The following is a 26,787-nucleotide window of genomic DNA, read 5'->3' as shown; positions in this document are numbered from 1 at the left end:
ACGCCGTCCCGGCGGCCTCCGCCCCCGGCAGGTCGACGACGGCCCGCGCGTTGTTCTGCAGCGTGAGCATCACCTGGAACAGCGGCTGAACCGCCGTCGAGCGGACCGGCGCCAGCTCCTCGACCAGCTTCTCGAACGGCACGTCCTGGTGCTCGAAGGCCGACAGGCTGGTCTCGCGCACCCGGCGCAGCAGTTCGGTGAACGCCGGGTCACCGGACAGGTCGGTCCGCAGCACCAGGGTGTTGACGAAGAAGCCGACCAGGTCCTCCAGCGCGGCATCCGTACGGCCCGCGTTCGCCACACCGATCGGAAGGTCGGTGCCCGCGCCCAGCCGGGCGAGCAGCACCGCCAGAGCGGACTGCAGCAGCATGAACGGGGTGACGCCCTCCGCCCGGGCCAGCTCGGCGAGCTTCGCGTGGACCTCGGCCGGCACCGTCAGCGGCACCTGGTGGCCGCGGTGGGAGGCGATCGGCGGCCGCGGGTGATCGAACGGCAGGTCCAGCTCCTCGGGGGCGCCGGCCAGCGCCTCGCGCCAGTGGGCCGTCTGCCGGGAGAACAGGCTCCGCGGATCCTGCTCGTCGCCGAGCAGTTCCCGCTGCCACAGCGCGTAGTCCGCGTACTGGACGGGAAGCGGCTCCCACTCCGGCGCCCGGCCCGCGCAGCGCGCCGCGTAGGCCTGCGAGAGGTCCGCCGCCAGCGGGGTCGTGGACCAGCCGTCTCCGGCGATGTGGTGCATGGTCACCACCAGGACGTGCTGCTCCGGGCCGCCCTCGAACAGCCAGGCCCGGATCGGCGCCTCGGTGGCGAGGTCGAAGGCGTACCCCGCCGCCTCGGCGACGGCGGCGTCCAGCTCGGCCGGGGCCACCTCGGTGACCGTCAGCTCCCAATCCAGCTCGTGGAGCTCGTGGATCCGCTGGTAGGGCTCGCCGTCCTTGGTCGGGAACACCGTGCGCAGCACCTCGTGCCGGCCGATGACGTCGCGCAGCGCCGTGTTCAGCGCCGCACGGTCCACCGCGCCGGTCAGGCGCAGCGCGACCGGGACGTTGTAGGTGGCACTCGGGCCCTCCAGCTGTCCGATGAACCAGAGGCGGCGCTGCGCGTAGGACAGCGGCAGCCGCTCCGGCCGCTCACCGGCGGCCAGTGCGGTCCGCGCGGTACCGGCGCCGGCGAGGCGGGCGGCGAGCGCGGCCACCGTGGGAGCGTCGAAGAGCGTCCGCAGCGGCACCTCCACGCCCAGGACCGTCCGGACCCGGCCGATCAGGCGGGTGGCGAGCAGCGAGTGGCCGCCGAGGGCGAAGAAGTCCTCGTCCACGCCGACGCTCTCCAGGCCCAGCACCTGGGCGAAGACCCCGCAGAGCAGTTCCTCCTGGAGGGTGGCCGGGCCCCGGCCGCCGCCGGCCGCGTACGCGGGGGCGGGCAGGGCGGCCCGGTCCAGCTTGCCGTTCACGGTCATCGGCAGGGCGTCCAGCACCACGACCGCCGAGGGGACCATGTACGCGGGCAGCCGCTCCGCGGCGAACTCTCGGAGCAGGGAGGGGAGTGCGGCCGCAGCGTCGACGGCGGCCGGCACCGTGTAGGCGACCAGGCGCAGCTCGCCGGGCTCGTCCTCGCGGACGATCACGGCGGCCTGGGTGACCCCCGGGTGCGAGGCCACCACGGTCTCGACCTCGCCCGGTTCGATCCGGAAGCCGCGGATCTTCACCTGGTCGTCCGCGCGGCCCACGAACACCAGCTGCCCGTCCGCCGTCCAGCGGGCCCGGTCACCGGTGCGGTAGAGCCGCTCCCCCGCGTCGCCGAAGGGGTTCGCCACGAACCGCTCCGCCGTCAGACCAGGACGGCCCAGGTAGCCGCGCGCCAGACCGGCACCGGCCACGTACAGCTCACCGGCCACGCCGACCGGCACCGGCGCCAGGAACTCGTCCAGCACGAACACCCGGGTGTTGACCACCGGTGAGCCGATCGCCACCTCGTCGGCGGCGTCCGGGTCGCAGGGCCAGCAGGTGGCGTCCACCGTCGTCTCGGCGGGGCCGTAGGCGTTGAACATCCGCCGGCGGCGCGCCCAGCGGGCCGCCGTCTCGGGCGGCAGCGCCTCGCCCGCCGTCACCAGCACGAGGTCCTCGGCGACCGAGCCCTCGTCGAGCGTCGCCAGCACCGCGGGCGGCAGCGTCACATGGGTCACGGCCTGCTCGGCCAGCAGCCGCACCAGCGGATCGCCGGTCCGCTCCTGCGGCGGGATGACCACCAGGGTCGCGCCGGTCAGCAGAGCCATGAACCACTCCCACGCGAACGCGTCGAAGCCCACCGAGGCGAACTGGCCGACCCGGTGCCCGGCACGGACGCCCAGCATCCGGGTGTGGCCCGCCGTCATGCTCGCCACACCCGCGTGCGACACCAGCACACCCTTGGGCCGACCCGTCGACCCCGAGGTGTAGATCACGTACGCGGGGTTGGCCGGGGCCGGCCCCGGCCCGGCGAGCGGCCCGGCGTCCAGCTCCGCCAGGGCGGCCACGACCTCGCGGTCGTCCAGCAGCACCGCACCGGGCAGCACGCCCTCGGTAGCGGCCGCGGCCAGCAGCACCCGCGGCTCGGCGTCCTCCAACATGTACGCCACCCGCTGCGCCGGATACTCCGGATCGATGGTCATATAGGCACCACCGGCCTTCAGCACACCCAGCACCGCCACCAGCAGCTCGGCACCACGCTCCAGACAGACCCCGACCACCGACTCCGCACCGACACCACGACCGACCAGGAACCGCGCCAACCGGTTCGACCGCGCGTCCAACTCGCCGTACGACAGCCCGGCACCGCCATCGACCACCGCCACCGCACCCGGATCCCGCGCCACCTGCACCGCGAACAACTCCGGCACCGTCGCCGACCCGACCTCCACCGCCGTGTCGTTCCACTCCACCAGCAATCGACGCGCCTCGGCCCCGTCGAGGACAGGCACCGCGGCGAGCGGCTGCTCGGGGCCGCCGTCCAGGGCGGCCTCCAGGGCGGCGACCAGGTTCTCGGCGGCGGTGCACATGAGCCGGGCGACGGCCTCGCCGTCGACGGCGGCCACCGCGTCCACGGCCAGCGCGATCGACTCGCCGTCGTCGTCCACGGACACCGCGAGGGGGTAGTTGGTCCGCTCGCGCGAGAACTTCGCTTCGAAGCCCTCGAACCCGCGGTTGCGGTCGCCGCTCTCGCGCTCGGAACTGCCGGGGTTGTGGCGGTAGTTGAGCAGTGCGGTGAACAGCGGGGTGTCGCCGGCCAGTCCGCTGGCACGCTGGGCCAGGGCCAGCGAGGCGTGCTCGTGCTCCAGCAGCTCGGCCAGCTGGCCGCGCATCGCCGACACGGCCTCCAGCGCGCCGAGTTCACCGGTGCGCACCCGAACGGGCAGGGTGTTGATGAACGGTCCGGGGGTGTTCGCCGAGCCCGCGCCGGCGTTCATCCGGCCGAAGAGGACGGTGCCGAAGACGACGTCGGAGCGGCCCGACACGGCGGCGAGGGTCCGCGCCCAGGCGACGTGCAGGACGGTCGCCGCGCTCGTGCTCAGTCGGCGGGCGACCGCGCGCAGCCGGTCGTGCAGCTCCGCCCCGAACGGCACCCGCAGCCGGACGGTGTCCGCCCCGTCGCCGCGCACGTCGACCAGGCCGAACGGCGCGGTCGGCTCGTCCACGTCGACGAGCAGCTCCGTGAAGTACCGCTCGTGCTCCACCTGCGCCACCCCGCCACGCGCCTGCGCGACGAACTCGCGGAACGGCACCGGCGCGGGCAGCGAGTCGCCCCGGCCGGTCAGGAAGGCCTGAACCTCGGCCAGCACCACCTCCATCGCGGCGTGGTCCTGGACGGCGTGGTGGACCTTGAGCAGCATCAGCCACCGGCCGCCGTCCGGCAGCGCCGCGACGTGCAGCGTCAGCAGCGGCGCCCGGCCCAGGTCCATCGACGAACCGCCGACGGCCACGAGTCGCTCGACCGGGTCGGAGTCGTCGGCGGCCAGGGCCACTTCCTCGACGGAGAGCGGCGCTCGGCGCCAGACCACCTGGACCGGCTCGCGCAAGCCCTCCCAGACCAGCGAGGTCCGGAAGATGTCATGGCGGTCCACCACCTGCTGCAGGGCGCCGGTGAAGGCGTCCAGCAGCTCGCGGGACTCCAGCTCGAACACCACCGGGGTCACGTAGGCGTCGTCGCCGCCGTCGGCCAGCAGGTGGTGGAAGACCAGGCCCTCCTGCAGCGGGGCGAGCGGGTAGACGTCCGCGATGTTCGCCGCGCCACCGGGAACGGCGGCGACGATACGGGCGACCTCGTCGGCGGTCACGTCGACGAGCGGGAGCATCTCGGGGGTGATCTCCCGCGCGTCGGCGGGGATCAGGCTCGCCGGAGCCGCCACCTGAACGGCGCTGGTGGATGCCGCCAGCCCGGCCGGGGTCGGTGTCTGGAACAGTGCCCGTACCGACACCGACACGCCGTGGCCGCGCAGCACCTCGACCAGGCGGACCGCGAGCAGCGAATGCCCGCCGAGCCGGAAGAAGTCGTCGTCCACGCCGACGCCCTCCACGCCGAGCACCTCGGCGAAGGCCGCACAGACGACCTCCTCACGCGCGTTGGCCGGAGCACGCCCGGCACCGGCCGCGTACGCCGGGGCGGGCAGCGCCGCCCGGTCCAGCTTCCCGTTCACGGTCAGCGGCAGCGCCTCCAGCACCACCACCGCCGAGGGGACCATGTACGCGGGCAGCCGCTCCGCGGCCAGTCCGGTGAGCAGCGCGGGCAGGTCGGCGTGCGGGCCGTCGGCGGCGACGACGTAGGCGACCAGGCGCTTCTCGCCGGGCTCGTCCTCGCGGACGACCACGGCGGCCTGGGCCACCCCCGGGTGGGAGGCCATCACGTTCTCGATCTCGCCGGGTTCGATCCGGAAGCCGCGGATCTTCACCTGGTCGTCGGTGCGGCCGGCGAAGACGAGACGCCCGTCGGCCGTCCAGCGGGCCCGGTCACCGGTGCGGTAGAGCCGCTCGCCCGCGCCGCCGAAGGGGTTCGCCACGAACCGCTCCGCCGTCAGGCCCGGACGCCCCAGGTAGCCGCGTGCCAGACCGGCACCGGCCACGTACAGCTCACCCGGCACGCCCACCGGCACCGGCGCCAGGAACTCGTCCAGCACGAACACCCGGGTGTTCACCACCGGCGCCCCGATCGCCACCTCGTCGGCCAGCGGATCGCAGAGCCAGCAGGCGGCGTCCACCGTCGTCTCGGCCGGACCGAAGGAGTTGAACAGACGGTGACCACGCGACCAGCGCGCCATCACCTCCACCGGCAACGCCTCACCACCCGTCACCAGCACCACATCGGACGCGATCGAACCCTCGTCCAGCGTCGCCAGCACCGCCTGCGGCAACGCCACATGCGTCACTCCCGACTCCGCCAGGAACCCGGGCAGCGCCTCACCAACCCGCCGCTCCGGCGGAATCACCACCAGCGTCGCGCCGGTCAACAGGGACATGAACCACTCCCACGCGAACGCGTCGAAGCCCACCGACCCGTACTGACCCACCCGCGAACCGGCACCCACACCCAGATCACGGACCTGACCCGCCACCAGACTCGCCACACCCGCGTGCGACACCAACACGCCCTTGGGCCGACCCGTCGATCCCGAGGTGTAGATCACGTACGCCGAGTCCTGGGCCCGGACCACCACGTCCAGCGGACCGTCGTCCAGCCCCGAGAGGTCCAGTCCCTCGACCGGAAGCGCCCCCGGCACCAGAGCCAGCGTGCCGTCCGACGCCAGTACCACCGACGGCTCGGCGTCCTCCAACATGTACGCCACCCGCTGCGCCGGATACTCCGGATCGATGGTCATATAGGCACCACCGGCCTTCAGCACACCCAGCACCGCCACCAGCAGCTCGGCACCACGCTCCAGACAGACCCCGACCACCGACTCCGCACCGACACCACGACCGACCAGGAACCGCGCCAACCGGTTCGACCGCGCGTCCAACTCGCCGTACGACAGCCCGACACCGCCATCGACCACCGCCACCGCACCCGGATCCCGCGCCACCTGCACCGCGAACAACTCCGGCACCGTCCCCGACCCGACCTCCACCGCCGTGTCGTTCCACTCCACCAGCAACCGACGCCGCTCCTCAGCGGCCAGCACCCGGACGGCGTGCAGCGGCGTGTCCGGCGCGCCGTCCAGGGCGTCCTCGACCAGGGGGACGAGGTTCTCGACGGCGGTGCGCAGCAGCAGGCCGACCGCCTCCGGCGCGATGGGCGCTACCGCGTCGACCGCCAGCGACATCGCGTCGCCGTGGTCGTCGACGGAGACGCCGAGCGGGTAGTTGGTGCGCTCCCGGGAGGAGAGCACCCGCATGCCCTCGGGTCGGGCATAGCCCTGCTTCTCGCTTTCCGCACCGGTGTTGTGACGGTAGTTGATCAGCGAGGTGAACACGGGGGTGCTCCCCGGAAGGCCGCTGGCCTGCTGGGCGAGGGCGAGCGAGGCGTGCTCGTGCTCCAGCAGCTCGGCCAGCTGACCGCGCATGGCCAGCACCGCCTCCAGCGCACCCAGCTCACCCGACCGCACGCGCACCGGGAGGGTGTTGAGGTAGAGGCCGGCGACGCGGTCGGCGCCCGCGCCGGCGTTCATCCGGCCGAACAGCACCGTGCCGAACACCACGTCCGCGTGGCCGCTGACCGCGCTGAGCACCCGGGCCCAGGCGACGTGCATCAGCGTCGCGGGGCTCGTACCCACCCGGCGCGCCACGGAGCGCAGCCGCTCCACCGTCTCCGCCGCCAGCGGCACCACGGCGCGCTCGACCGCCGTACCGTCACCCTGGACGTCCACCAGCTCGTAGGGGGCGGTCGGCTCGGTCACATCACCCAGCAGACCGGCGAAGTACCGCTCGTGCTCCGCCCGCCCGACACCACCGCGCACCTGCGCGACGAAGTCGCGGAAGGGCAGCGGCTTCGGCAGTTCACCGCCGCGACCGGCCAGGAACGCCGCCACCTCGTGCAGCAGCAGCTCCAGCGCCGTGTGGTCCTGCACCAGGTGGTGCAGCCGCAGTAGCACCAGCCAGCGCCCGCCCTCGGGCAGCGCCGCCGCGTGCACGCTGATCAGCGGTGCCCGGCCCAGGTCCATGGACAGGCCCACGACGGACTGGAGTTCGGCCGCCGCATCGGCGGCCGCCGGGTCCAGGGCCACCTCGGTCACCGGCAGTTCGGCCTTGCGCCGGACCACCTGGACCGGCTCGCGCAGCCCCTCCCACACGAAGGACGTCCGCAGGATGTCATGCCGGTCGACGACCTGCTGGAGGGCGGCCACGAAGGCGTCCACTCGCTCCCGCGCGTCCATCTCGATGACCACCGGCATCAGGTAGGCGTCCTCGCCGCCCTCCGCCATCAGGTGGTGGAACAGCAGTCCCTCCTGCAGCGGCGCCAGCGGATAGACGTCCGCGACGTTCGCCGCGCCACCCTCCACCGAGGCCACCACACGCGCCAGTTCCTCGGCCGACAGGTCGACCAGCGGCAGCATCTCCGGCGTGATCTCGACCGCGTCGACGGGGATCAGGTTCGCCGGAACGGCGACCTCCTCCGCACCCGTCGAGGCCGCCAGGCCAGCCGGGGTCGGCGTGTCGAACAGCGCCCGCACCGACACCGACACACCGTGCCGGCGCAGCACCTCGACCAGTTGCACCGCCAGCAGGGAGTGGCCGCCGAGCTGGAAGAAGTCGTCGTCGACGGTGACGTTCTCCAGGCCCAGCACCTCGGCGAAGGCCGCGCACAGCGCCTCCTCCCCAGCGTTCGCCGGGGCCCGGCCGGTGCCCGCGCCGGCCGCGTAGTCCGGGGCGGGCAGGGCCTTGCGGTCCAGCTTCCCGTTGCCCGTCAGCGGCAGCGCCTCCAACACCACCACCGCCGACGGCACCATGTACTCCGGCAGCCGCCTGGCCGCGAACGCCACCACGGTGTCGGCGAGTTCGGCGGACGCCTCGTCGTCGGCGACGACGTACGCCACCAGACGCACGTCACCCGGCACGTCCTCCCGGGCCACCACCGCCGCCCGCGCGACCTGCGGATGCGCGGCGACGACGCTCTCGACCTCACCCGGCTCGATCCGGAACCCACGGACCTTCACCTGCTCGTCCGCACGCCCCAGGAACTCCAACTGCCCATCCACACGCCAACGCGCGACATCACCCGACCGGTACATCCGCACACCCGGCTCGAACGGGTTGGCGACGAAACGCTCCGCCGTCAGACCCGGGCGCCTGACGTACCCGCGCGCCAACTGCACACCCGCGATGTACAACTCACCCGCCACACCCGGCGCCACCGGACGCAGCGCGTCGTCCAGCACATACAGCCGCGTGTTCGCCACCGGACGACCGACCGGCACCACCGAACCGACCTCGTCACCCGCGCGGACCTCGAACACCGCGCAGCCGACCGTCGCCTCCGTCGGACCGTACTCGTTCACCACCACCGACTCGGGAGCGCGCTCCAGCAGGTCCCGCACCACACCGGCCGGCAGCGCCTCACCACCGACCACCCACCGGCCCGCCGCCTTCGCCAACTGCCCCTCCGACAACATGTCGGACAACAGCGGGAGATGAGCCGGAACAGCCTTCACCAGGCCGAAACCGCCGCCATCGCGCAGCAGCTGCGCCAGGCCCTCGGCCCCGCCCTCACGGCTGACCACCACCGGCGCACCCGAGATGAGCGGCACCACCACACTCGTCACCGTCAGGTCGAACGCCAGCGACGAATGCAGCGGCGCACCACCCTCCGCCCCGTACGAACCCGCCGCGAAACGCGCGTAGTTGGCGAGACCGCCGTGCGTGACCGCCACACCCTTCGGCCGACCCGTCGACCCCGACGTGTAGATCACATACGCCAGCGAGTCCGCCGACACCTCGACGACAGGCGCCGTCTCCGGCTGAACGGCCAACTGCATCACCATCAGCGCGCTGTCCACCGCCACCAACCGGTTGCGCCCCGCCGGCAGCTCGTCCAACACCTCCTCATCGGTGAGCGTCAGCACCGCGCCACTGTCCGCCAGCATGAACGAGATCCGCTCCACCGGGTACGACGGATCAACCGGCAAATAGCCCGCGCCCGCCTTCCACGCGGCGAGGACCGCCACCACCGCGTCCACACCGCGCGGCAGGCAGACACCCACCAACGACTCCGCGCCCACACCCTGGCCGAGCAGGTAGTGCGCCAGCCGGTTCGCCCGCGCGTCAAGCTCCGCGAACGACACCCGCTCACCGTCGGCCACGACCGCCACCGCATCCGGCGTCCGCGCCACCCGCTCCGCGAACAGCCCCGGCACCAGCACCGAACCGAAGTCCACCGCCGAGGAGTTCCACTCGGTCAGCACCTGCGAACGCTCCCGCGCTGACAGCACGTCCACCGCACTCAGCCGAACGCCCGGGTCGGCGGCCACCAGCTCCAGCACCCGCACCAGGCGCTCCGCGATCCGCCCGACGGACTCCGCCTCGAACAGGTCCGCCGCACCGATCACCGCGCCGCGCAGCCCGCCGGGTGCGCCCTGCGCGTCGAAGGCCTCGCCCAGCAGCACGTCCAGGTCGAAACGCGCGGCCACCTCGGCGGCCGTCGAGAGGGGGCACGCCTGCACCCCGGGGAGCTCGACCACGGCGTGCTCGTTGTTCTGCATGGTGAACACGGTCTGGAACAGCGGGTGCCGCCCCATCGACCGGGCCGGCGCCAACTCCTCCACCAGCCGCTCGAACGGCACGTCCTGGTGCGCGAACGCCTCCAGGCTGCGCTCCCGCACCCGGCCGAGCACCTCACGGAACGTCGGATCACCCGACAGGTCCGCCCGCACCACCAGCGTGTTCACGAAGAACCCGACCAGATCGTCCAACGCCGCATCCGTACGGCCCGCGTTCGCCGCACCGATCGGCACATCCGTACCCGCACCCAGCCGCGACAACAGCACCGCCAACGCCGACTGCAGCACCATGAACATCGTCACGCCCTCGGCCCGCGCCACCCGCGCCAACTCCGCGTGCAGCACCGCCGGAACCGCCACCGGCACCTCATGACCCCGGTTCGACGCCACCGCCGGACGGACATGGTCCACCGGCAGCGCCAACTCCTCCGGAACACCCGCCAACGCACCACGCCAGTAGTCCATCTGGCGCTCGGCCAGGCTCTCCGGGTCACCGGTCTCACCCAGCAGCTCACGCTGCCACAGCGCGTAGTCCGCGTACTGCACCGGCAACGGCGCCCACTGCGGCGCCCGGCCCGCGCTGCGCGCCGCATAAGCGCGCGAGACGTCCGCTGCCAGCGGCGCCCAGGACCAGCCGTCGGCCGCGATGTGGTGCACCACGACCACCAGGGCGTGCTCGTCCGGCGCGGTGGAGAAGAGCCAGGCCCGGATCGGCACCTCCGCCGACAGGTCGAACAGGTGCCCGGCGGCCCCCGCCACGGCGGCGTCCAACCCCTCCGGCGCCACCTCGACCACCGACAGCTCCCAGTCCAGCTCCTCGACCGGGACGATCCGCTGCCAGGGCTCGCCGTCCTCGCCCACCGCGAACACGGTGCGCAGCAGTTCGTGGCGCGCCAGGGTGTCGCGCAGCGCGGCGTGGAGGGCCTGACGGTCGAGGTCACCGGTCAGCCGAAGGGCGACGGGGATGTTGTAGGTGGCGCTGGGGCCTTCCAGCTGGCCGATGAACCACATCCGGCGCTGGGCGAAGGACAGCGGCACGCGCTCCGGCCGCTCACCCGCGGTCAGCTCCAGCCGGGCCGTGTCCGCGTCCACCAGCCGGGCCGCGAGACCCGCCACCGTGGGCGTCTCGAACAGCGTCCGCAGCGGCACCTCGACGCCCAGGACGGCGCGGATCCGGCTGATCAACCGGGTCGCGAGCAGGGAGTGGCCGCCGAGGGCGAAGAAGTCCTCGTCGATTCCGACCGCGGCCTCGGCCAGTCCCAGGACCTGGGCGAAGACCCCGCGGAGCAGTTCCTCCTGGACGGTCGCCGGGCCGCGGCCGTCGGCGGCCGCGGTCTGCCCGGGGGCAGGCAGGGCCTTGCGGTCCAGCTTGCCGTTGGCGGTCAGCGGCAGGGCGTCGAGCGCCACGACCGCCGACGGCACCATGTACGGCGGCAGGCTCTGCCCCGCGTGGGCGCGCAGCCGCGCGCCGTCCACGGTCGCGCCGGCCCGGGCGACGACGTACGCGACCAGGCGGACGTCGCCCGGTACGTCCTCACGGGCGATCACCGCGGTCTGCGCCACCGTGTCGTGGGCGGTGAGCACCGCCTCGATCTCGCCCGGCTCGATCCGGAAGCCGCGGACCTTCACCTGGTCGTCGGCCCGGCCCAGGCACTCCAGCTGCCCGTCACGGGTCCAGCGCGCGAGGTCGCCGGTGCGGTACATCCGCTCCCCCGGCCCGTACGGCGAGGCGACGAAGCGCTCCGCCGTCAGCCCCGGCCGGCCCAGGTAGCCGAGGGCCACCTGGGCGCCGGACAGGTACAGCTCACCCGCCACGCCGGGGGCGACCGGCCGGAGCCGCTCGTCCAGGACGTGCGCCCGCACGTCGGCGAACGGCCGGCCGACCAGTACGGGCCCCTCGCCCGTGACCGGGGCGGAGGTGGCCCAGACGGTCACCTCGGTGGGTCCGTACACGTTCACGACCGGCGCGCCGGTGGCGGCCATCCGGGCCGCCAGCTCGCCCGGCAGCGCCTCGCCGCCGACCAGCATCCGCACGTCGGCCGGCCAGGCGCCGGCCTCCAGCACGCCCCGCCAGAGCGAGGGGACGCCCTGCACGACCGTCGCGCCCGAGGAGACGACCAGTTCCAGCAGCGCGGCCGGGTCGCGGACCACGTCACGCGGGGCCACCACCACCGTCCCGCCCGACAGCAGGGGCAGGAACAGTTCCAGCGCCGCGATGTCGAAGGACACCGTGGTCACCGCCACCAGCCGGTCGCCGGCCGCCAGCGGCACCCGCTCCGCCGCGCCCCGCAGGTGCGCGGCCAGCGCGGCGTGCGGGACCACGACGCCCTTGGGCCGGCCGGTCGAACCGGAGGTGTGGATGACGTACGCGGCGTCCTGTGCCCGCACCGCCGCGACCGGCGGCGCGCCGTCCGGCTCCGCGCCGGACGGGTCGGCGGCGGACGGGTCGGCGACCAGCAGCCGCGCCACGCCCTCCGGCAGTGCGGGGGCGCACTCCTCCGAGGTGAGCACGCACACCGGCGCGGCGTCCGCCAGCACGTACGTGAGCCGCTCCGCCGGGTACTCCGGGTCGAGCGGCAGGTAGGCCGCGCCGGCCTTCAGCACGGCCAGCAGGGCCACCACCAGGTCGGCACCGCGCTCCAGGCAGACCCCGACCACGGCACCCGCACCCGCGCCCGCGCCGACCAGGCGGCGCGCCACCCGGTTCGTCCGCGCGTCCAGCTCGGCGTAGCTGAGCGCCTCGTCGCCGAAGACGACCGCGGTGGCCTCCGGGGTCCGCGCCACCTGCGCCGCGAACAGCTCGGGCAGGAACGCGGCCGGCTCGGCCGGCCGGCCTCCGGCCCACTCGCCGAGCACCCGTGCGCGCTCGGCGGCGTCCAGCACCTCGACGCCGCTCACCGGCGCCGAGGGGTCGGCGACCAGCTGGGACAGCACCCGCACCAGGCGCCCGGCCAGCGGCCCGACCGACGCCTCCTCGAACAGGTCGGCGGCCACGGTCAGCGAGCCGCGCAGACCGGCCGGGCGGCCCGTCGCGTCGAAGGTCTCCCAGCAGTCGACCTCGAGGTCGAACTTGGCGCCGTGGATCCCGGCCCCGGCCACCTCGACCCGCAGACCGGCCAGTTCCAGCACCGCCGCGGCGTTGTTCTGGAGGTTCAGCACGACCTGGAAGAGCGGGTGGCGCGCCATCGAACGCGCCGGGGCCAGCTCCTCGACGAGCTTCTCGAAGGGCACGTCCTGGTGTTCGAAGGCCGCCAGGGCGGTCTCCTGCGTCCGGGCCAGCAGCTCCCGGAAGCTGGGGTCGCCCGTCAGGTCGGTACGGATGACCAGGGTGTTGACGAAGAAGCCGATCAGGTCGTCCAGGGCCGAGTCGGCGCGCCCGGCGACCGCCGAGCCGATCGGGACGTCGGTGCCGGCGCCGAGGCGGGAGAGCAGGACGGCCAGGGCGGCGCGCAGCACCGTGAAGGGGGTGACCCCCTCGGCCAGCGCCAGCTCGGCGAGCCCGGCGTGCACGTCGGCGGGCACCTCCAGGGGCACCCGGTGGCCCCGGTAGGAGCCGACGGCGGGACGCGGGTGGTCGGTCGGCAGCGCCAGCTCCTCCGGGACGTCCGCCAGCGCGCCGCGCCAGTAGGCGACCTGCCGTGCCAGCCGGCTCTCCGGGTCGTCCTCGTCGCCGAGCAGCTCGCGCTGCCAGAGCGCGTAGTCGGCGTACTGGACGGGCAGCGGCTCCCACTCGGGCGCCCGGCCCGCGAGGCGCGCCCCGTACGCGGCCGAGAGGTCCCGGGCGAGGACCCGCAGCGACCAGCCGTCGCCGGCGATGTGGTGGACGGTCAGGACGAGGGTGTGCTCCTCCGGGCCGGTCGAGTACAGCGCGGCCCGGACCGGGATCTCCCGCGACAGGTCGAAGGCGTACTGGGCGGCGGCCGCGACGGCCTCGTCCAGTTCCTCCGGGGCGACCTCGGCCAGGGTGAGGTCCCAGTCGAGTTCGTCGGACCCGAGGATGTGCTGGTGGGGCTCGCCGTCGGCGACCGCGTAGAGGGTGCGCAGCACCTCGTGGCGGCCGATGACGTCCCGCAGCGCCGCGTTCAGCGCCACGCCGTCCACCCGGCCCGTGAGCCGGAGCACGACCGGCAGGTTGTACCGGGCGCTCGGGCCGTCCAGCTGGCCGATGAACCAGAGCCGGCGCTGGGCGAAGGACAGGGGAACCATCAGGACTCCTCGTGGTTGCGCATCGGCCGCAGAGCCGGCCTGGTTGACTTCTCGGTTCCCACGCGCCGGGCCAGCCCGGCCACGGTTCGGGCCTCGAACACCGCCCGCAGCGGCAGTTCGGTGCCCAGGACTTCCCGCACCCGGGTCACCAGGCGGGTGGCCAGCAGGGAGTGGCCGCCCAGGGCGAAGAAGTCGTCGTCCATGCCCACGGCCTCCAGGCCGAGCACCTCGCGGAACAGGGCGCCGACGGCCTCCTCGCGGCTGTCGGCCGGGCCCCGGCCGCCGCCGGCCGCGTACGCGGGGGCGGGCAGGGCGGCCCGGTCGAGCTTCCCGTTGGCGGTCAGCGGCAGGGCGTCGAGGACCACGACGGCCGCCGGGACCAGGTACTCGGGCAGCCGGTCGGCCAGGAACTCCCGGACGTCCGCAGGCAGTTCGCCGGCGGAGCCGTCGACGGGGACGACGTAGGCGATCAGCCGCCGACCGCCGGAGGCGTCCTCGCCGACGATCACCGCGGACTGCGCCACCCGCGGGTGGCCGGCCAGCACCTCGGCCACCTCACCGGGCTCGATCCGCAGGCCGCGGATCTTCACCTGGTCGTCGGCCCGGCCGACGAACACCAACCGCCCGTCCGCCGTCCACCGCGCCCGGTCGCCGGTGCGGTACATCCGCGCGCCCGGCTCGACGGGACAGGCCACGAAGCGCTCCGCCGTCAGGGCCGGCTGCCGGTCGTAGCCGCGGGCCAAGCCCGCACCGGTGGTGTAGAGCTCGCCCTCGACCCCGACCGGCACCGGGCGCAGCGCGGCGTCCAGCACGTACACCCGGGTGTCGGCGATCGGGCTGCCGATCGGCACCGAGACGGCGCCCTCGACCAGGTCGGCCGCGAGGACCTCCTGCACGGTGGTGAAGGTGGTGTTCTCGGTCGGACCGTAGCCGTTGAACAGCCGGATCCCGGGCAGGACGGCCAGCAGCCGGCGGCAGTGCGCGGGCGAGAGGACGTCACCGCCGGCCAGCAGGCGGCGGAGCCCGGCCAGGGCCGACGGGTCCTGGTCGACCACCTCGTGGAACAAGCCCGCCGTCAGCCAGGCCGTGTCGACGGCGTGGGCGGTCAGGAAGGCCTTGAGCTCGGCCATCGACAGCGCGCCCGGTGCCGCGACCGCGAGCGTCGCGCCGTTGAGCAGCGGTCCCCAGATCTCCAGGGTCGCGGCGTCGAAGGAGGCCGAGGAGAGCTGGCCGACGACGTCGCCGGGGCCGAGCGGCAGGAAGCCGGAGCCGCGCACCAGCCGGTCGACGGCCCGGTGCGGAACGACCGTGCCCTTGGGCCGCCCGGTGGAGCCGGAGGTGTAGATGACGTAGGCCGCGTTGTCCGCGCCCAGCGCCGCGCGCAGCTCGGCCGCCCCCAGCGGGCCGTCGGCCAGGGCCGCCAGCTCGCGGACCGTCGCGGCGTCGTCCAGCTCCACCCGGTCCAGGCCCGGGGCCACCAGGGCCCCCCGGCCGTCGGTGAGCACCACGGTGGGCGCGGAGTCCGCCAGCATGTGGGCGATGCGCTCCGCCGGGTACGAGAGGTCGAGCGGCAGGTAGGCGCCACCGGCCTTGACCACGGCCAGCAGGGCGACCACCAGGTCGACCCCGCGCTCCAGGGCCACCGCGACCACCGACTCCGGGGCCACGCCGCGGCCGATCAGCAGCCGCGCCAGCCGGTTGGCCCGCGCGTCCAGTTCGGCGTACGTCAGGCTCACACCGTCCGCAACCAGCGCCGGCGCGTCGGGGTGCGCCGCGGCCTGCGCCGCGAACAGCTCGGGCAGGGTGGCCGCCGCCAGACCGCGGCCGGTGTCGTTCCACTCGTCGAGCATCCGGTGAAGCTCACCCTCGTCCAGCACGGCCACCGCGTCCAGCGGCAGCTCGGGGCCGCCGTCCAGCGCGGTCTCCAGCGCCGACACGAGGTTGGCCATCGCGGTGCGGACCATCCCGCCCACCGCGGCGCCGTCGGCCGGGGCCACCGCGTCCACGGCCAGCGTGAGGTCCACGCCGTTGTCGTCGACCATCAGCGCCAGCGGGAAGTTGGTCCGCTCGTTCGCGAACACCAGCTGGATGCCGTCTAGTTCTTCGTTCCAGCGCTCGTCGAGGTTCTGGCCGGCGTTGCGGCGGTAGTTGATGAACGAGGTGAACAGCGGGCTGCCCGCGGCCACGCCGCTGGCGTGCTGAGCGACCACCAGCGGGGCGTGCTCGTGCTCCAGCAGCTCGGCGAGCTGGCTGCGCATGGCGGCGACGGCCGCCACCACGCCGAGGCGCGGCTCGCGCACCCGCACCGGCAGCGTGTTGATGAACGGGCCGGGGATCCGGTCGGCACCGGCGGCGGCGTTCATCCGACCGGACAGGACGGTGCCGAAGACCACGGTCGGCTGGTTCGAGACCGCCGCGAGCACCCGGCCCCAGACCACGTGCAGCAACGTCGCCGGGCTGGTGCCGAGGCGGCGGGCCACCTCGCGCAGCCGCGCGTCCACCTCGGGGGAGGGCGCGACCGCTTCGCGCTCCAGGCCCGCGCCGTCGCCGCGCACGTCGACCAGGCCCAACGGGGCGGTCGGCTCGGTCACGTCGCCCAGCAGGGCCGTGAAGTACTTCTCGTGCTCCTCGCGCGGGACGCCGCCGCGCGCCTGGGCGACGAAGTCGCGGAACGGAAGCGGCCGGGGCAGTTCGGCACTGCGGCCGGTCAGGAAGGCCCGGACCTCGGTCAGCAGGACGACCAGCGCGGTGTGGTCGCGCACCAGGTGGTGCACCCGGATCAGGGCCAGCCACCGGCCGCCGGGGGCGGCCGCGACGTGCAGGGTGATCAGCGGCGGGTCGACCAGGTCCATCGAGTGGCCGCCGAGGGCGACCAGTTCGGCGATCGCGTCGGTGCCCCGGGGGTCCAGCGCGACCTCGGTGACGGAGATCGGCGCGTGCCGCAGCACCACCTGCACCGGCTCGCGCAGGCCCTCCCAGACGTAGGCGGTGCGGTAGATGTCGTGCCGCTCCACCACCTGGTCCATGGCCCGGGCGAAGGCGTCCAGGCGTGCCCGGGAGTCGAACTCCAGCACCGCCGGCATGACGTAGGCGTCGTCGCCGCCGTCCGCGAGCACGTGGTGGAAGAGCAGGCCCTCCTGGAGCGGGGCGAGCGGGTAGACGTCCGCGATGTTGGCCGCCCCGCCGGGGACGGCCGCGACCACCGCGGCGACCTCCGCCGCCGTCAGCTCCACCATGGAGAGCATCTCCGGGGTGATCTCCCGCGCGTCCGCCGGGATCCGGTTGGCCGGCGCGGTGATCCGCTCGGCGCCGACCGAGGCCGCCACGCCGGCCGGCGAGGGGTTGTCGAACAGGGTGCGGACGGACACCGAGACGCCCTGCCCGCGGAGGATCTCCACCAGCCGGACGGCCACCAGGGAGTGCCCGCCCAGCTCGAAGAAGTCGTCGTCGACGCCGACCTTCTCCAGGTCCAGCACCTCGGCGAAGGCCGCGCAGACGATCTCCTCGCGGGCGTCCGCGGGGCCCCGGCCGGAGCCGGCCCGGCTCGCGAAGTCCGGGGCCGGGAGGGCCTTGCGGTCCAGCTTGCCGTTGGCGGCCAGCGGCAGCGCGTCCAGCACCACCACGGCGGACGGCACCAGGTGCTCGGGCAGCTTCTCGGCCGCGAACTGCCGCAGCTGCGCGGCCAGGTCCTGGGCGTCCGCGCCGGCACCGGGTACCACGTACGCGACCAGGCGCGTCTCACCAGGGGCGTCCCGGCGGGCCACCACGGCCGCCTGGGCGACCTGCCGGTGCGCGGCCAGCGCCGCCTGCACCTCACCCGGCTCGATCCGGTAGCCGCGGATCTTCACCTGCTCGTCGGCCCGGCCGAGGAAGACCACCTGGCCGTCCGCGGTCCACTTCGCGAGGTCGCCGGTGCGGTACATGCGCGCGCCGCCCGGCTCGAAGGGGTTGGCGACGAACCGCTCCGCGGTCAGACCGGGGCGCCGGACGTAGCCGCGGGCCAGCTGGGCGCCGGCCACGTACAGCTCGCCCGCGACGCCCACCGGCACCGGCTGGAGGCGGGCGTCCACCAGGTAGAACCGGGTGTTGCCGACCGGCCGGCCGACCGGGACCACTCCGTCGGCGACCGATTCGGCGGTCAGCCGGGTGGTGGCGACCCCGATGGTGGTCTCGGTCGGACCGTAGTGGTTGAACACCTCGCAACCGTCGGCCGCCGCCACCAGCTCCCGCACCCAGTCCGGGGCGGCCGCCTCGCCACCGAGCACCAGCGACCGCGCCGGGAGCATCTGCTCCGGGCCGGCCACCGCGCTCAGCGCCGCGAGGTGCGAGGGGACGACCTTCAGGTGGTCGATGCCGTGCTCGGCCAGGTAGCCGGAGACCGCGGCGGGGTCGGTGACCGCCCCCTCCTCCAGGATGTGCAGCTCACCGCCGGTCACCAGGCTGGCGAACAGGACCGTGTTGCCGAGGTCGGTGACCTGGGCCTGCAGCAGGGCGTACCGGGCGCCCGGCCCGGTGAGACCGATCCTCGGCGGCACCGTGGCCACGTAGTTGGCCAGCGCCCCGTGGGTGACCGCCACGCCCTTCGGGCGGCCGGTCGAGCCGGACGTGTAGATCACGTAGGCCAGGCCGGCCGGGTCCGCCACCGTCGCCGGCGCGGTCCCGGGCGCCGCGGCCAGCTGCATCCCGGTCAGCGTGTCGTCCAGCGCGACCGACCGGATCCGGCCGGCCGGCAGGTCGTCGAGCACCTCCTCGGTGGTGAGCACCAGGGCCACCCGGCTGTCGGTGAGCATGAACGCCACCCGGTCGGCCGGCTGCTCGGGGTCGATCGGCAGGTAGCCCGCGCCGGCCTTCCAGACCGCGAGCATCGCGGTGATCATCTCGACGCCGCGGGGCAGCGCCAGGCCCACCGCGGACTCGGCCCCGATGCCCTGGCCGAGCAGGTACTGCGCGAGCCGGTTCGACCGGACGTCCAGCTCGGCGTACGACACCCGCTCGCCGTCGGCGACGATCGCGACCGCGTCGGGGGTCCGCGCCGCCTGGGCCGCGAACATGCCGACCACCGTGTCGGCCGGCGCCTCGGTCGCCGTGTCGTTCCACTCGGTGAGCAGCCGCGAGTGCTCGGCCTCCGTCAGCACCCGGACCTCGCTCAGCGGCAGCTCCGGGCCGCCGTCGAGCGCCGCCTCCAACGCGCCGACCAGGTTCTCGGTGGCGGTGCGCACCAGCGCGCCCACCTCGGCCGAGTCGATCGGCGCCACCGCGTCGACCGCGACCTCGATCCCGTCGTCGTTGTCGTCGACCAGGATGACCAGCGGGTAGTTGGTGCGCTCCCGCGACAGCAGCAGACGGGTCCCCTCCATCACCGCGCCCGTGCGTTCCTCGGCGCTCTGCCCCTCGTTGCGGCGGTAGTTGATGAAGGAGGTGAACAGCGGGGAGTCGCCGACGATGCCACTGGCGCGCTGCGCCGCGACCAGCGGCGCGTGCTCGTGCTCCAGCAGTTCGGCGAGCTGGTCGCGCATCGCGGTGACGGCGGCGAGCACGCCGTGGCGGTCGGTCAGGGCGCGCACGGGCAGGGTGTTCATGAACGGTCCGGGCACCCGGTCGGCCCCGGCCCCGGAGTTCATCCGGCCGTACAGCACCGTGCCGAACACCACGTCGGCGCGACCACTGACCGCGGCCAGCACCCGGGCCCAGGCCACGTGCATCAGCGTCGCCGGGCTGGTGCCCAGCCGGCGCGCGGTCTCCCGCAGGCGGGCGGCGAGCCCGTCCCCGAGCGTCGTCACCCCGTGCACCGAGTCCGCGCCGTCGCCGCGCACGTTCAGCAGCCCGTACGCCGCGGTCGGCTCGTCCACGTCCGCGAGCAGGCCGGCGAAGTACCGCTCGTGCTCCACCCGCGGGACACCGCCGCGGGCCTGCGCGACGAAGTTGCGGAACGGCAGCGGCGTGGGCAGCTCGGCCTCGCGGCCGGCCACGATCGTCCGGACCTCGCTGAGCACGACCTCCAGCGCGGTGTGGTCGCGCACCGTGTGGTGCATCCTGGCCAGCGCCATCCAGCCCCCGCCCGGCAGCGCCGCGTAGTCCACCCGCAGCAGCGGGGCGCGGCCCAGGTCCATCGTGGAGCCGACGATGGCCTGCAGCTCGGCCGCCGGATCGGTGGTGTCCGAGGCGAGGGACACCTCGCTGACGGGCAGCTCGGCCTTGCGCCACACCACCTGCACCGGCTCGCGCAGGCCCTCCCAGACGAAGGACGTACGGAAGATGTCGTGCCGGTCCACGACCAGTTGGAGAGCCTGGACGAACGCGTCCAGCCGGGCCCTGGTGTCGAACTCCAGGGCCGCCCGCAGCACGTAGGCGTCCTCGCCGCCGTCTGCGAGGAGGTGGTGGAAGAGCAGGCCCTCCTGGAGCGGGGCCAGCGGGTAGACGTCCGCGATGTTCGCCGCGCCGCCCTCGACGGTGGCGACGATCCTGGCGATCTCCTCGGCGGTCAGCTCGACCAGCGGCAGCATCTCCGGGGTGATCGCGGTCGCGTCGGCGGGGATCAGATTGGCCGGCACGTCCACCTGGACGGCGCCGGTCGACGCCGCCAGCCCGGCCGGGGTCGGGGACTGGAACAGCGTCCGCACCGATACCGCGACGCCCCGCAGGCGCAGCTGCTCGACGAGGCGGATGCCCAGCAGGGAGTGGCCGCCGAGGGCGAAGAAGTTGTCGTCGACACCCACGCCTTCGAGGCCGAGGACCTCGGCGAAGGCGGCGCAGACGACTTCCTCGCGGGCGTTGGCCGGGCCTCGACCCGCACCGGCGGTGAACGCGGGGGCGGGCAGGGCCTTGCGGTCCAGCTTGCCGTTCACACTCAGCGGCAGCGCGTCCAGCACGACGACCGCCGAGGGCACCATGTACTCCGGCAGACTACGCGCGGCGAACTCCCGCACTACTGCGGGAAGTTCGGAGCCAGCACCGTCGACGGGGACGACGTAGGCGACCAGGCGGACATCGCCGGGCGTGTCCTCGCGTGCCACCACGGCCGCCTGCGCGACCTGCGGGTGCGCGGCGACGACGGCCTGCACCTCGCCCGGCTCGATCCGGAAGCCACGGATCTTCACCTGCTCGTCGGCGCGGCCGAGGTACTCCACCTGGCCGTCCGCGTTCCAACGGGCGACGTCACCGGTGCGGTACATGCGAGCACCAGGCTCGAACGGGTTCGCGGTGAAACGCTCCGCCGTCAGTCCGGGACGACCCGCGTAGCCACGCGCCAACTGCACACCGGACAGATACAGCTCACCCGCCACACCCACCGGCACCGGCTGAAGCCGAGCGTCCAGCACGTACAGGCGGGTGTTGGCGATCGGCGCGCCGATCGGCACCACACCAGCCGCCTGCCCCGGCACGCACTGCCACGCCGTGACATCGACCGACGCCTCCGTCGGCCCGTACAGATTGTGCAGCTCCACACCCTCGAAGACCTCGAAGAACCGCTGCTGCAGCTCCAACGACAGCGCCTCACCCGAACACACCACCCGACGCAGGCACGCACCCGCCGCCACTGCCGCCGGCTCCGCCAAGAACGCCTCCAGCATCGACGGCACGAAGTGCGCCGTCGTCACCCCCCGCCCCGCGATCAAGGCGGCCAGGTACTCCGGATCCCTGTGCCCCTGCGGACGCGCCACCACCAGCGTCGCGCCCTCCAGCAACGGCCAGAAGAACTCCCACACCGACACGTCGAACCCGAACGGCGTCTTCTGCAACACCCGGTCAGAAGGCGACAGTCCATAACGGGACTGCATCCACGCCAGACGGTTCACGATGCCCTCGTGCGGCACCACCACACCCTTCGGACGACCCGTCGAACCCGACGTGAAGATCACATACGCCGGCTGCGACGGCAGCACCCGAACACCCGGAACCGTGCCCGGCAGACCCGACAACTCCTCGACCACGCCCGACTCGTCCAGCACCACCACCGAAGCCGCGGCCGGAACCACACCGGCGAACGACCGCGCCGTCAGGACCACGGCCGGAGCCGCATCCTCCAACACCACGGCAATCCGCTCCGCCGGATAGGACGGGTCCACCGGCAGATACGCCCCACCGGCCTTCACCACCGCCAGCAGCGCCACCACCAGATCGACACCGCGCTCCAACGCCACCGCGACGACCGACTCCGCACCCACGCCCCGGCCGATCAGCAACCGCGCCAGACGGTTCGCCCGCGCATCCAACTCCGCGAACGACACCTCCACACCCTCGAAGACCACCGCCACCGCATCCGGCGACGACGCCACCCGCGCCTCGAACAACGCCGGCAACGTCGACACCACACCCCCGACAGCCGTGTCGTTCCACTCCACCAAAACCCGGTGAAGCTCCTCAGGAGCCAGCACCTGGACCGCGTTCAGCGCGATCTCCTGGCCGCCCGCCATCGCCCGCTCCAGGGCCACCAGCAGGTTCCACGTCGCCGTGCACAGCAGCGATATGACGAGGCGCGGGTCCACCTGGGGCGACACGTCGACCGTCACCCGCATCGCGTCATCGTCGTCGTCGACGTTCACCGCCAGCGGGTAGTTGGTGTACTCCCGGTAGTAGCGCAGCTCGACCCCCTCGAAGAGGGAGCCGCTCTTGCTGACGGAGCGGTCGTTGTGGCGGAAGTTGAACATCGAGGCGAAGAGCGGGCCCTCGCCGTCCACCCCGCTGGCGTTCTGCGCCACGGCGAGCGGCGCGTGCTCGTGCTCCAGCAGGGCGGCGAGCTGGCTGCGCACCGCACCCACGGCGGCCAGGACACCCAGTTCCCCGGTCTTCACCCGCACCGGCAGGAGGTTCATGAAGGGGCCGAGCTGCCGGTCCGCCTGGGCGTCGGCGTTCATCCGGCCGAACAGCACCGTGCCGAACACCACGTCGTCCCGGCCGCTGACCGCGGCGAGCACGCGGGCCCACGCGAGGTGCATCAGCGTCGCGGGGCTGGCACCGACCTTCCGGGAGACCCGGCGGAGCTTGCGCTCCAGGTCGGGGGCGATCCGCACTTCGGCGTCGACCGACTCGGCGCCGGCCTCGCGCGTCTCCAGCAGTCCGAACGGCGCGGTCGGCTCGGTGACGTCACCCAGCAGGTCGGCGAAGAAGCGCTCGTGCGCTCCCCCGTCGAGACCCGCTCGCGCCTGGACCACGATGTCGCGGAACGGCAGCGGCTGCGGCAGTTCGGCGCCGCGGCCACCCATGACGGCCTCGATCTCGGCGAGCAGCACCTCGACCGTGGTGTGGTCCTGCACCAGGTGGTGCAGTTGCAGCAGAGCGAGCCGGCGGCCGTCCGCGGTGGCGGCCACGTGGAGCCCGAGCAGTGGGGCGCGGGTGAGGTCCACCGTCCGGCCGACCGCCGTCGGCAGCGCGGTGACCGGGTCCCCGGCCGCCGGGTCGAGGACGACCTCGGTCACCGGGAGTTCGGCCTTGCGCCACACCACCTGGACCGGCTCACGCAGCCCCTCCCAGACGATCGCCGTCCGGAAGATGTCGTGTCGGTCCAGCACCTGCTGCAGTGCGTCGGCGAAGGCGTCGAGCCGGCCCTCGGAGTCGAACTCCAGGACGAACGAGGCGATGTAGGTGTCGTCGTCGCCGTCGGCCATGAGGTGGTGGAAGAGCAGGCCCTCCTGCAGCGGCGCCAGCGGGTAGACGTCCGCGATGTTGGCCGCACCGCCGGCCACCGTGGCGACGACGCGTGCCAGCTCCTCGGCCGACAGGTCGACCAGCGGCAGCATTCCGGGCGTGAGCGCGGTCGCGTCGGCGGGGATCAGGTTCGCCGGGACGGCGACCTCCCCGGCGCCCACGGACTGGGCGAGGCCGGCCGGCGTCGGGGACTCGAAGAACGCCCGCACCGAGACGGAGACGCCGAGCTTGCGGATCGCGCCCACCAGGCGGATCGCCATCAGGGACTGGCCGCCGAGCTGGAAGAAGTTGTCGTCGACGCCGACCCGCTCCAGGCCGAGGACCTCCGCGAACGCCGCGCAGAGGATCTCCTCGCGCGCGTTCGCCGGGGCCCGTCCGGCCCCCGCGCGGACACCGAAGTCGGGGGCGGGCAGAGCCTTGCGGTCCAGCTTGCCGCTCATCGCCAGCGGCAGGTCGTCGAGGACCACGACCGCGGCCGGGACCATGTGCGCGGGCAGCTGCTCGGCGGCGAACGCCCGGACCTGGTCGTCCAGTTGTTCCGCCTCGCCGGCGGGTACCACGTAGCCGACGAGCTGCACGTCGCCGGGCGTGTCCTCGCGGGCGACCACCGCGGCCCGGGCGACCATCGGGTGGGACGCCAGGACGGCCTCGACCTCGCCCGGCTCGATGCGGTAGCCGCGGACCTTCAGCTGCTCGTCCGCGCGCCCCAGGTACTCCAGCTCGCCCCCGCGCGTCCAGCGGCCGACGTCGCCGGTGCGGTACATCCGCACACCCGACTCGAACGGGTTCGCGACGAAACGCTCGGCCGTCAGGCCCGCGCGGTTCACGTAGCCGCGCGCCAGCTGGACGCCCGCGATGTAGAGCTCGCCCGCGACCCCGGGCGCCACCGGCCGCAGGAAGTCGTCGAGCACGTACAGCCTCATGTTGGCGATCGGCCGGCCGATCGGCACCGAGTCGCCCAGCTCCTGCCCGGCCCGGACCTCGAAGACGGAGCACCCGACCACCGTCTCGGTCGGGCCGTACTCGTTCACCACGACCGACCCGGGGGCCAGCTCCAGCAGGTCGCGCACTGCCGGGCCCGGCAGTGCCTCGCCGCCCACCACCCAGGTGGCCGCGGCGTTCGCGAGCTGTCCGTCGGTCAGCATCTCGCCGAGCACGGGCAGGTGCGCCGGGACGGCCTTCACCAGGCCGAAGCCACCGACCGGGGAGCGCAGCAGCTCGGCCAGCCCCTCGGCGCCGCCCTCGCGGCTCACCACCACCGGCGCACCGGAGACCAGCGGCACGACCACGCTGGTCACCGTCAGGTCGAAGGCCAGCGAGGAGTGCAGCGGCGCACCTCCCGCGGTGCGGTACGAACCGGCCGCCCACTGGGTGTAGTTCGCGAGGCCGCGGTGGGTGACCGCGACGCCCTTCGGACGGCCGGTCGAACCCGAGGTGTAGATCACGTACGCCAGGCCGTCCGCCGCGAGCGGCACCTCGGGCGCCGTCGCGGGAAGGGCGGCCAGTCGGGCGGCCAGTGGCGCGCCGTCCAGCGCGACCACCCGCGAGCCGCCGGCGAACCGCTCGGCCGGGGTCGCGCCGTCGGTCAGCGTCACGGCGGCGCCGCTGTCGGCCAGCAGGTAGGCGATGCGGTCCGCCGGGTGCTCGGGGTCGATCGGCAGGTAGCCGGCGCCGGCCTTCCAGACGGCGAGGATCGCCACGACCGCGTCCACGCCCCGCGGCAGGCAGATGCCGACCACCGACTCGGGGCCGACCCCCTCGCCCAGCAGGAGGTGCGCGAGGCGGTTGGCGCGGGCGTCCAGCTCCGCGTACGACAGTTCGGCGCCGTCCGCGACCACCGCCACCGCGTCCGGGGTGCGGGTCGCCTGCGCCGCGAACAGCTCCGGCACCGGCGAGCCGCCGAACTCGACCGCGGTGTCGTTCCACTCGACGAGCACCCGTCGGCGCTCCTCGCCGTCCAGCGCGCCGGACCGGACGACCGGCGCCTCGGCACCGGCGGAGACCAGCCAGGAGGCCAGGGCGAGGAAGCGGCGGAAGACCTCTTCTCCCGGCGCGAGGTCGGGGGCGTCGGGGTTGACGTCGACGGCGATCTCCAGGCCGGACCGGTCGTAGACGTCGATCCGGGTGCCGTCGACCGGCCCGCTGGCCAGGTTGCGCGCGGTGACGGCGCAGTCGCCGAACGGCAGGGAGTAGATGTCGAAGGACATCACGTTGATCATCAGGTCCCACACGTCGCCCTCGCCGAGCGCGGCGTCGTGGAGCATCTCCTCGTAGCGGTAGCGCTGGTGGCGCAGGCCGCGGAAGAGCGCGCGGGTGGTCCGCCGCACCAGGTCGCCGACGGTGGTGTCCGGGGTGATCTCCACCCGGATCGGCAGGACGTTGTTGGTCATCAGCGGGATCGCGAGGTCCCGCGTGCCCAGGCGGCCGCTCACCGGCACGCCGACGACAACGTCCCGCTTCCCGGTGACGTGGTGCTGGTAGAGCACCGCGGCGCTGATCATCAGGCCGGCGAAGTTGGTGCCCAGCCCGCGGGCCGCCCCCTTCAGGCGCTCGCCGAGCGTGTCGTCGACGTTCTCCAGGAACCGGACGGGGGCCCGCTGGGCCCGCCCCGCGTAGCTACCGCCGCGGCCCTCCCCCTCCAGGAGCCCGGCGAGGACGCCCTCCCAGTACTCCCGGTCCGCCTCGTAGTCGGCGGAGGCCCGGTAGTCGCGCTCCGCGTCCATCAGCACGGTGCTGGACGGGAGGGCGGAGTCCTCCACCGGGGCGTCCTTCAGCAGCGCGTTGTAGATCTGCGACAGCCGGCCGACGATCAGCGCGATGCTCCGGCCGTCCAGGATGACGTGGTAGGCGCGCTGGTACCAGAGGGTGAGGCGCGGGCCGGCGGTGAAGACCGTGATGCGGTAGAGGGCGCGGTCGGCCGCCCCCCGCGTCTGCCGGATGTCCTCCCACATGAGACGTTCGGCGGCAGCGAGCGGGTCGTCCTCACCGCTGACGTCGACGACGTCCACCGGGTAGTCCGCGGCGTCGTGGAAGTACTGCCGCGGCTGCCCGTCGACCTCGCGGATCCGCAGCCGGACCGCGTCCGCCTCGTCCATCAGCCGGCGCGAGGCCCGTACCAGCAGGTCGAGGTCCACCTCGCCGTCGAGCACCAGGTACTCGCCACCGTTGAAGTACGGGTTGTCGGGCGCCAGCTGATGGCTGTACCAGATCGCGAGCTGACCGCCCAGCAGCTCTCGGAGTCCACCCTCAGACGTAGCCAT

2 protein-coding genes (1 of these 2 cut by a window edge) are annotated in these 26,787 nt (G+C 73.9%); both read right to left on the bottom strand.

The window, feature by feature from the left end; genetic code table 11:
* Positions 1 to 13,882, bottom strand: partial view of a non-ribosomal peptide synthase/polyketide synthase gene (locus tag ACZ5GH_RS27395; RefSeq protein ID WP_464335538.1) — the 5' portion only. It extends 5,291 nt beyond the left edge of the window; 13,882 of the gene's 19,173 nt are visible here — the first part of the coding sequence; its start codon is at positions 13,880 to 13,882; the stop codon falls past the left edge of the window.
* Positions 13,882 to 26,787 carry an amino acid adenylation domain-containing protein gene (locus ACZ5GH_RS27390; protein WP_464335537.1) on the bottom strand — a complete coding sequence of 4,302 codons (12,906 nt, stop codon included), beginning with the start codon at positions 26,785 to 26,787 and terminating at the stop codon, positions 13,882 to 13,884. Before ACZ5GH_RS27390 ends, ACZ5GH_RS27395 begins: the two co-directional genes overlap by 1 nt.

Source organism: Kitasatospora sp. Xyl93 (assembly GCF_055383135.1).
This window is presented reverse-complemented; position numbering and strand designations above follow the sequence as displayed.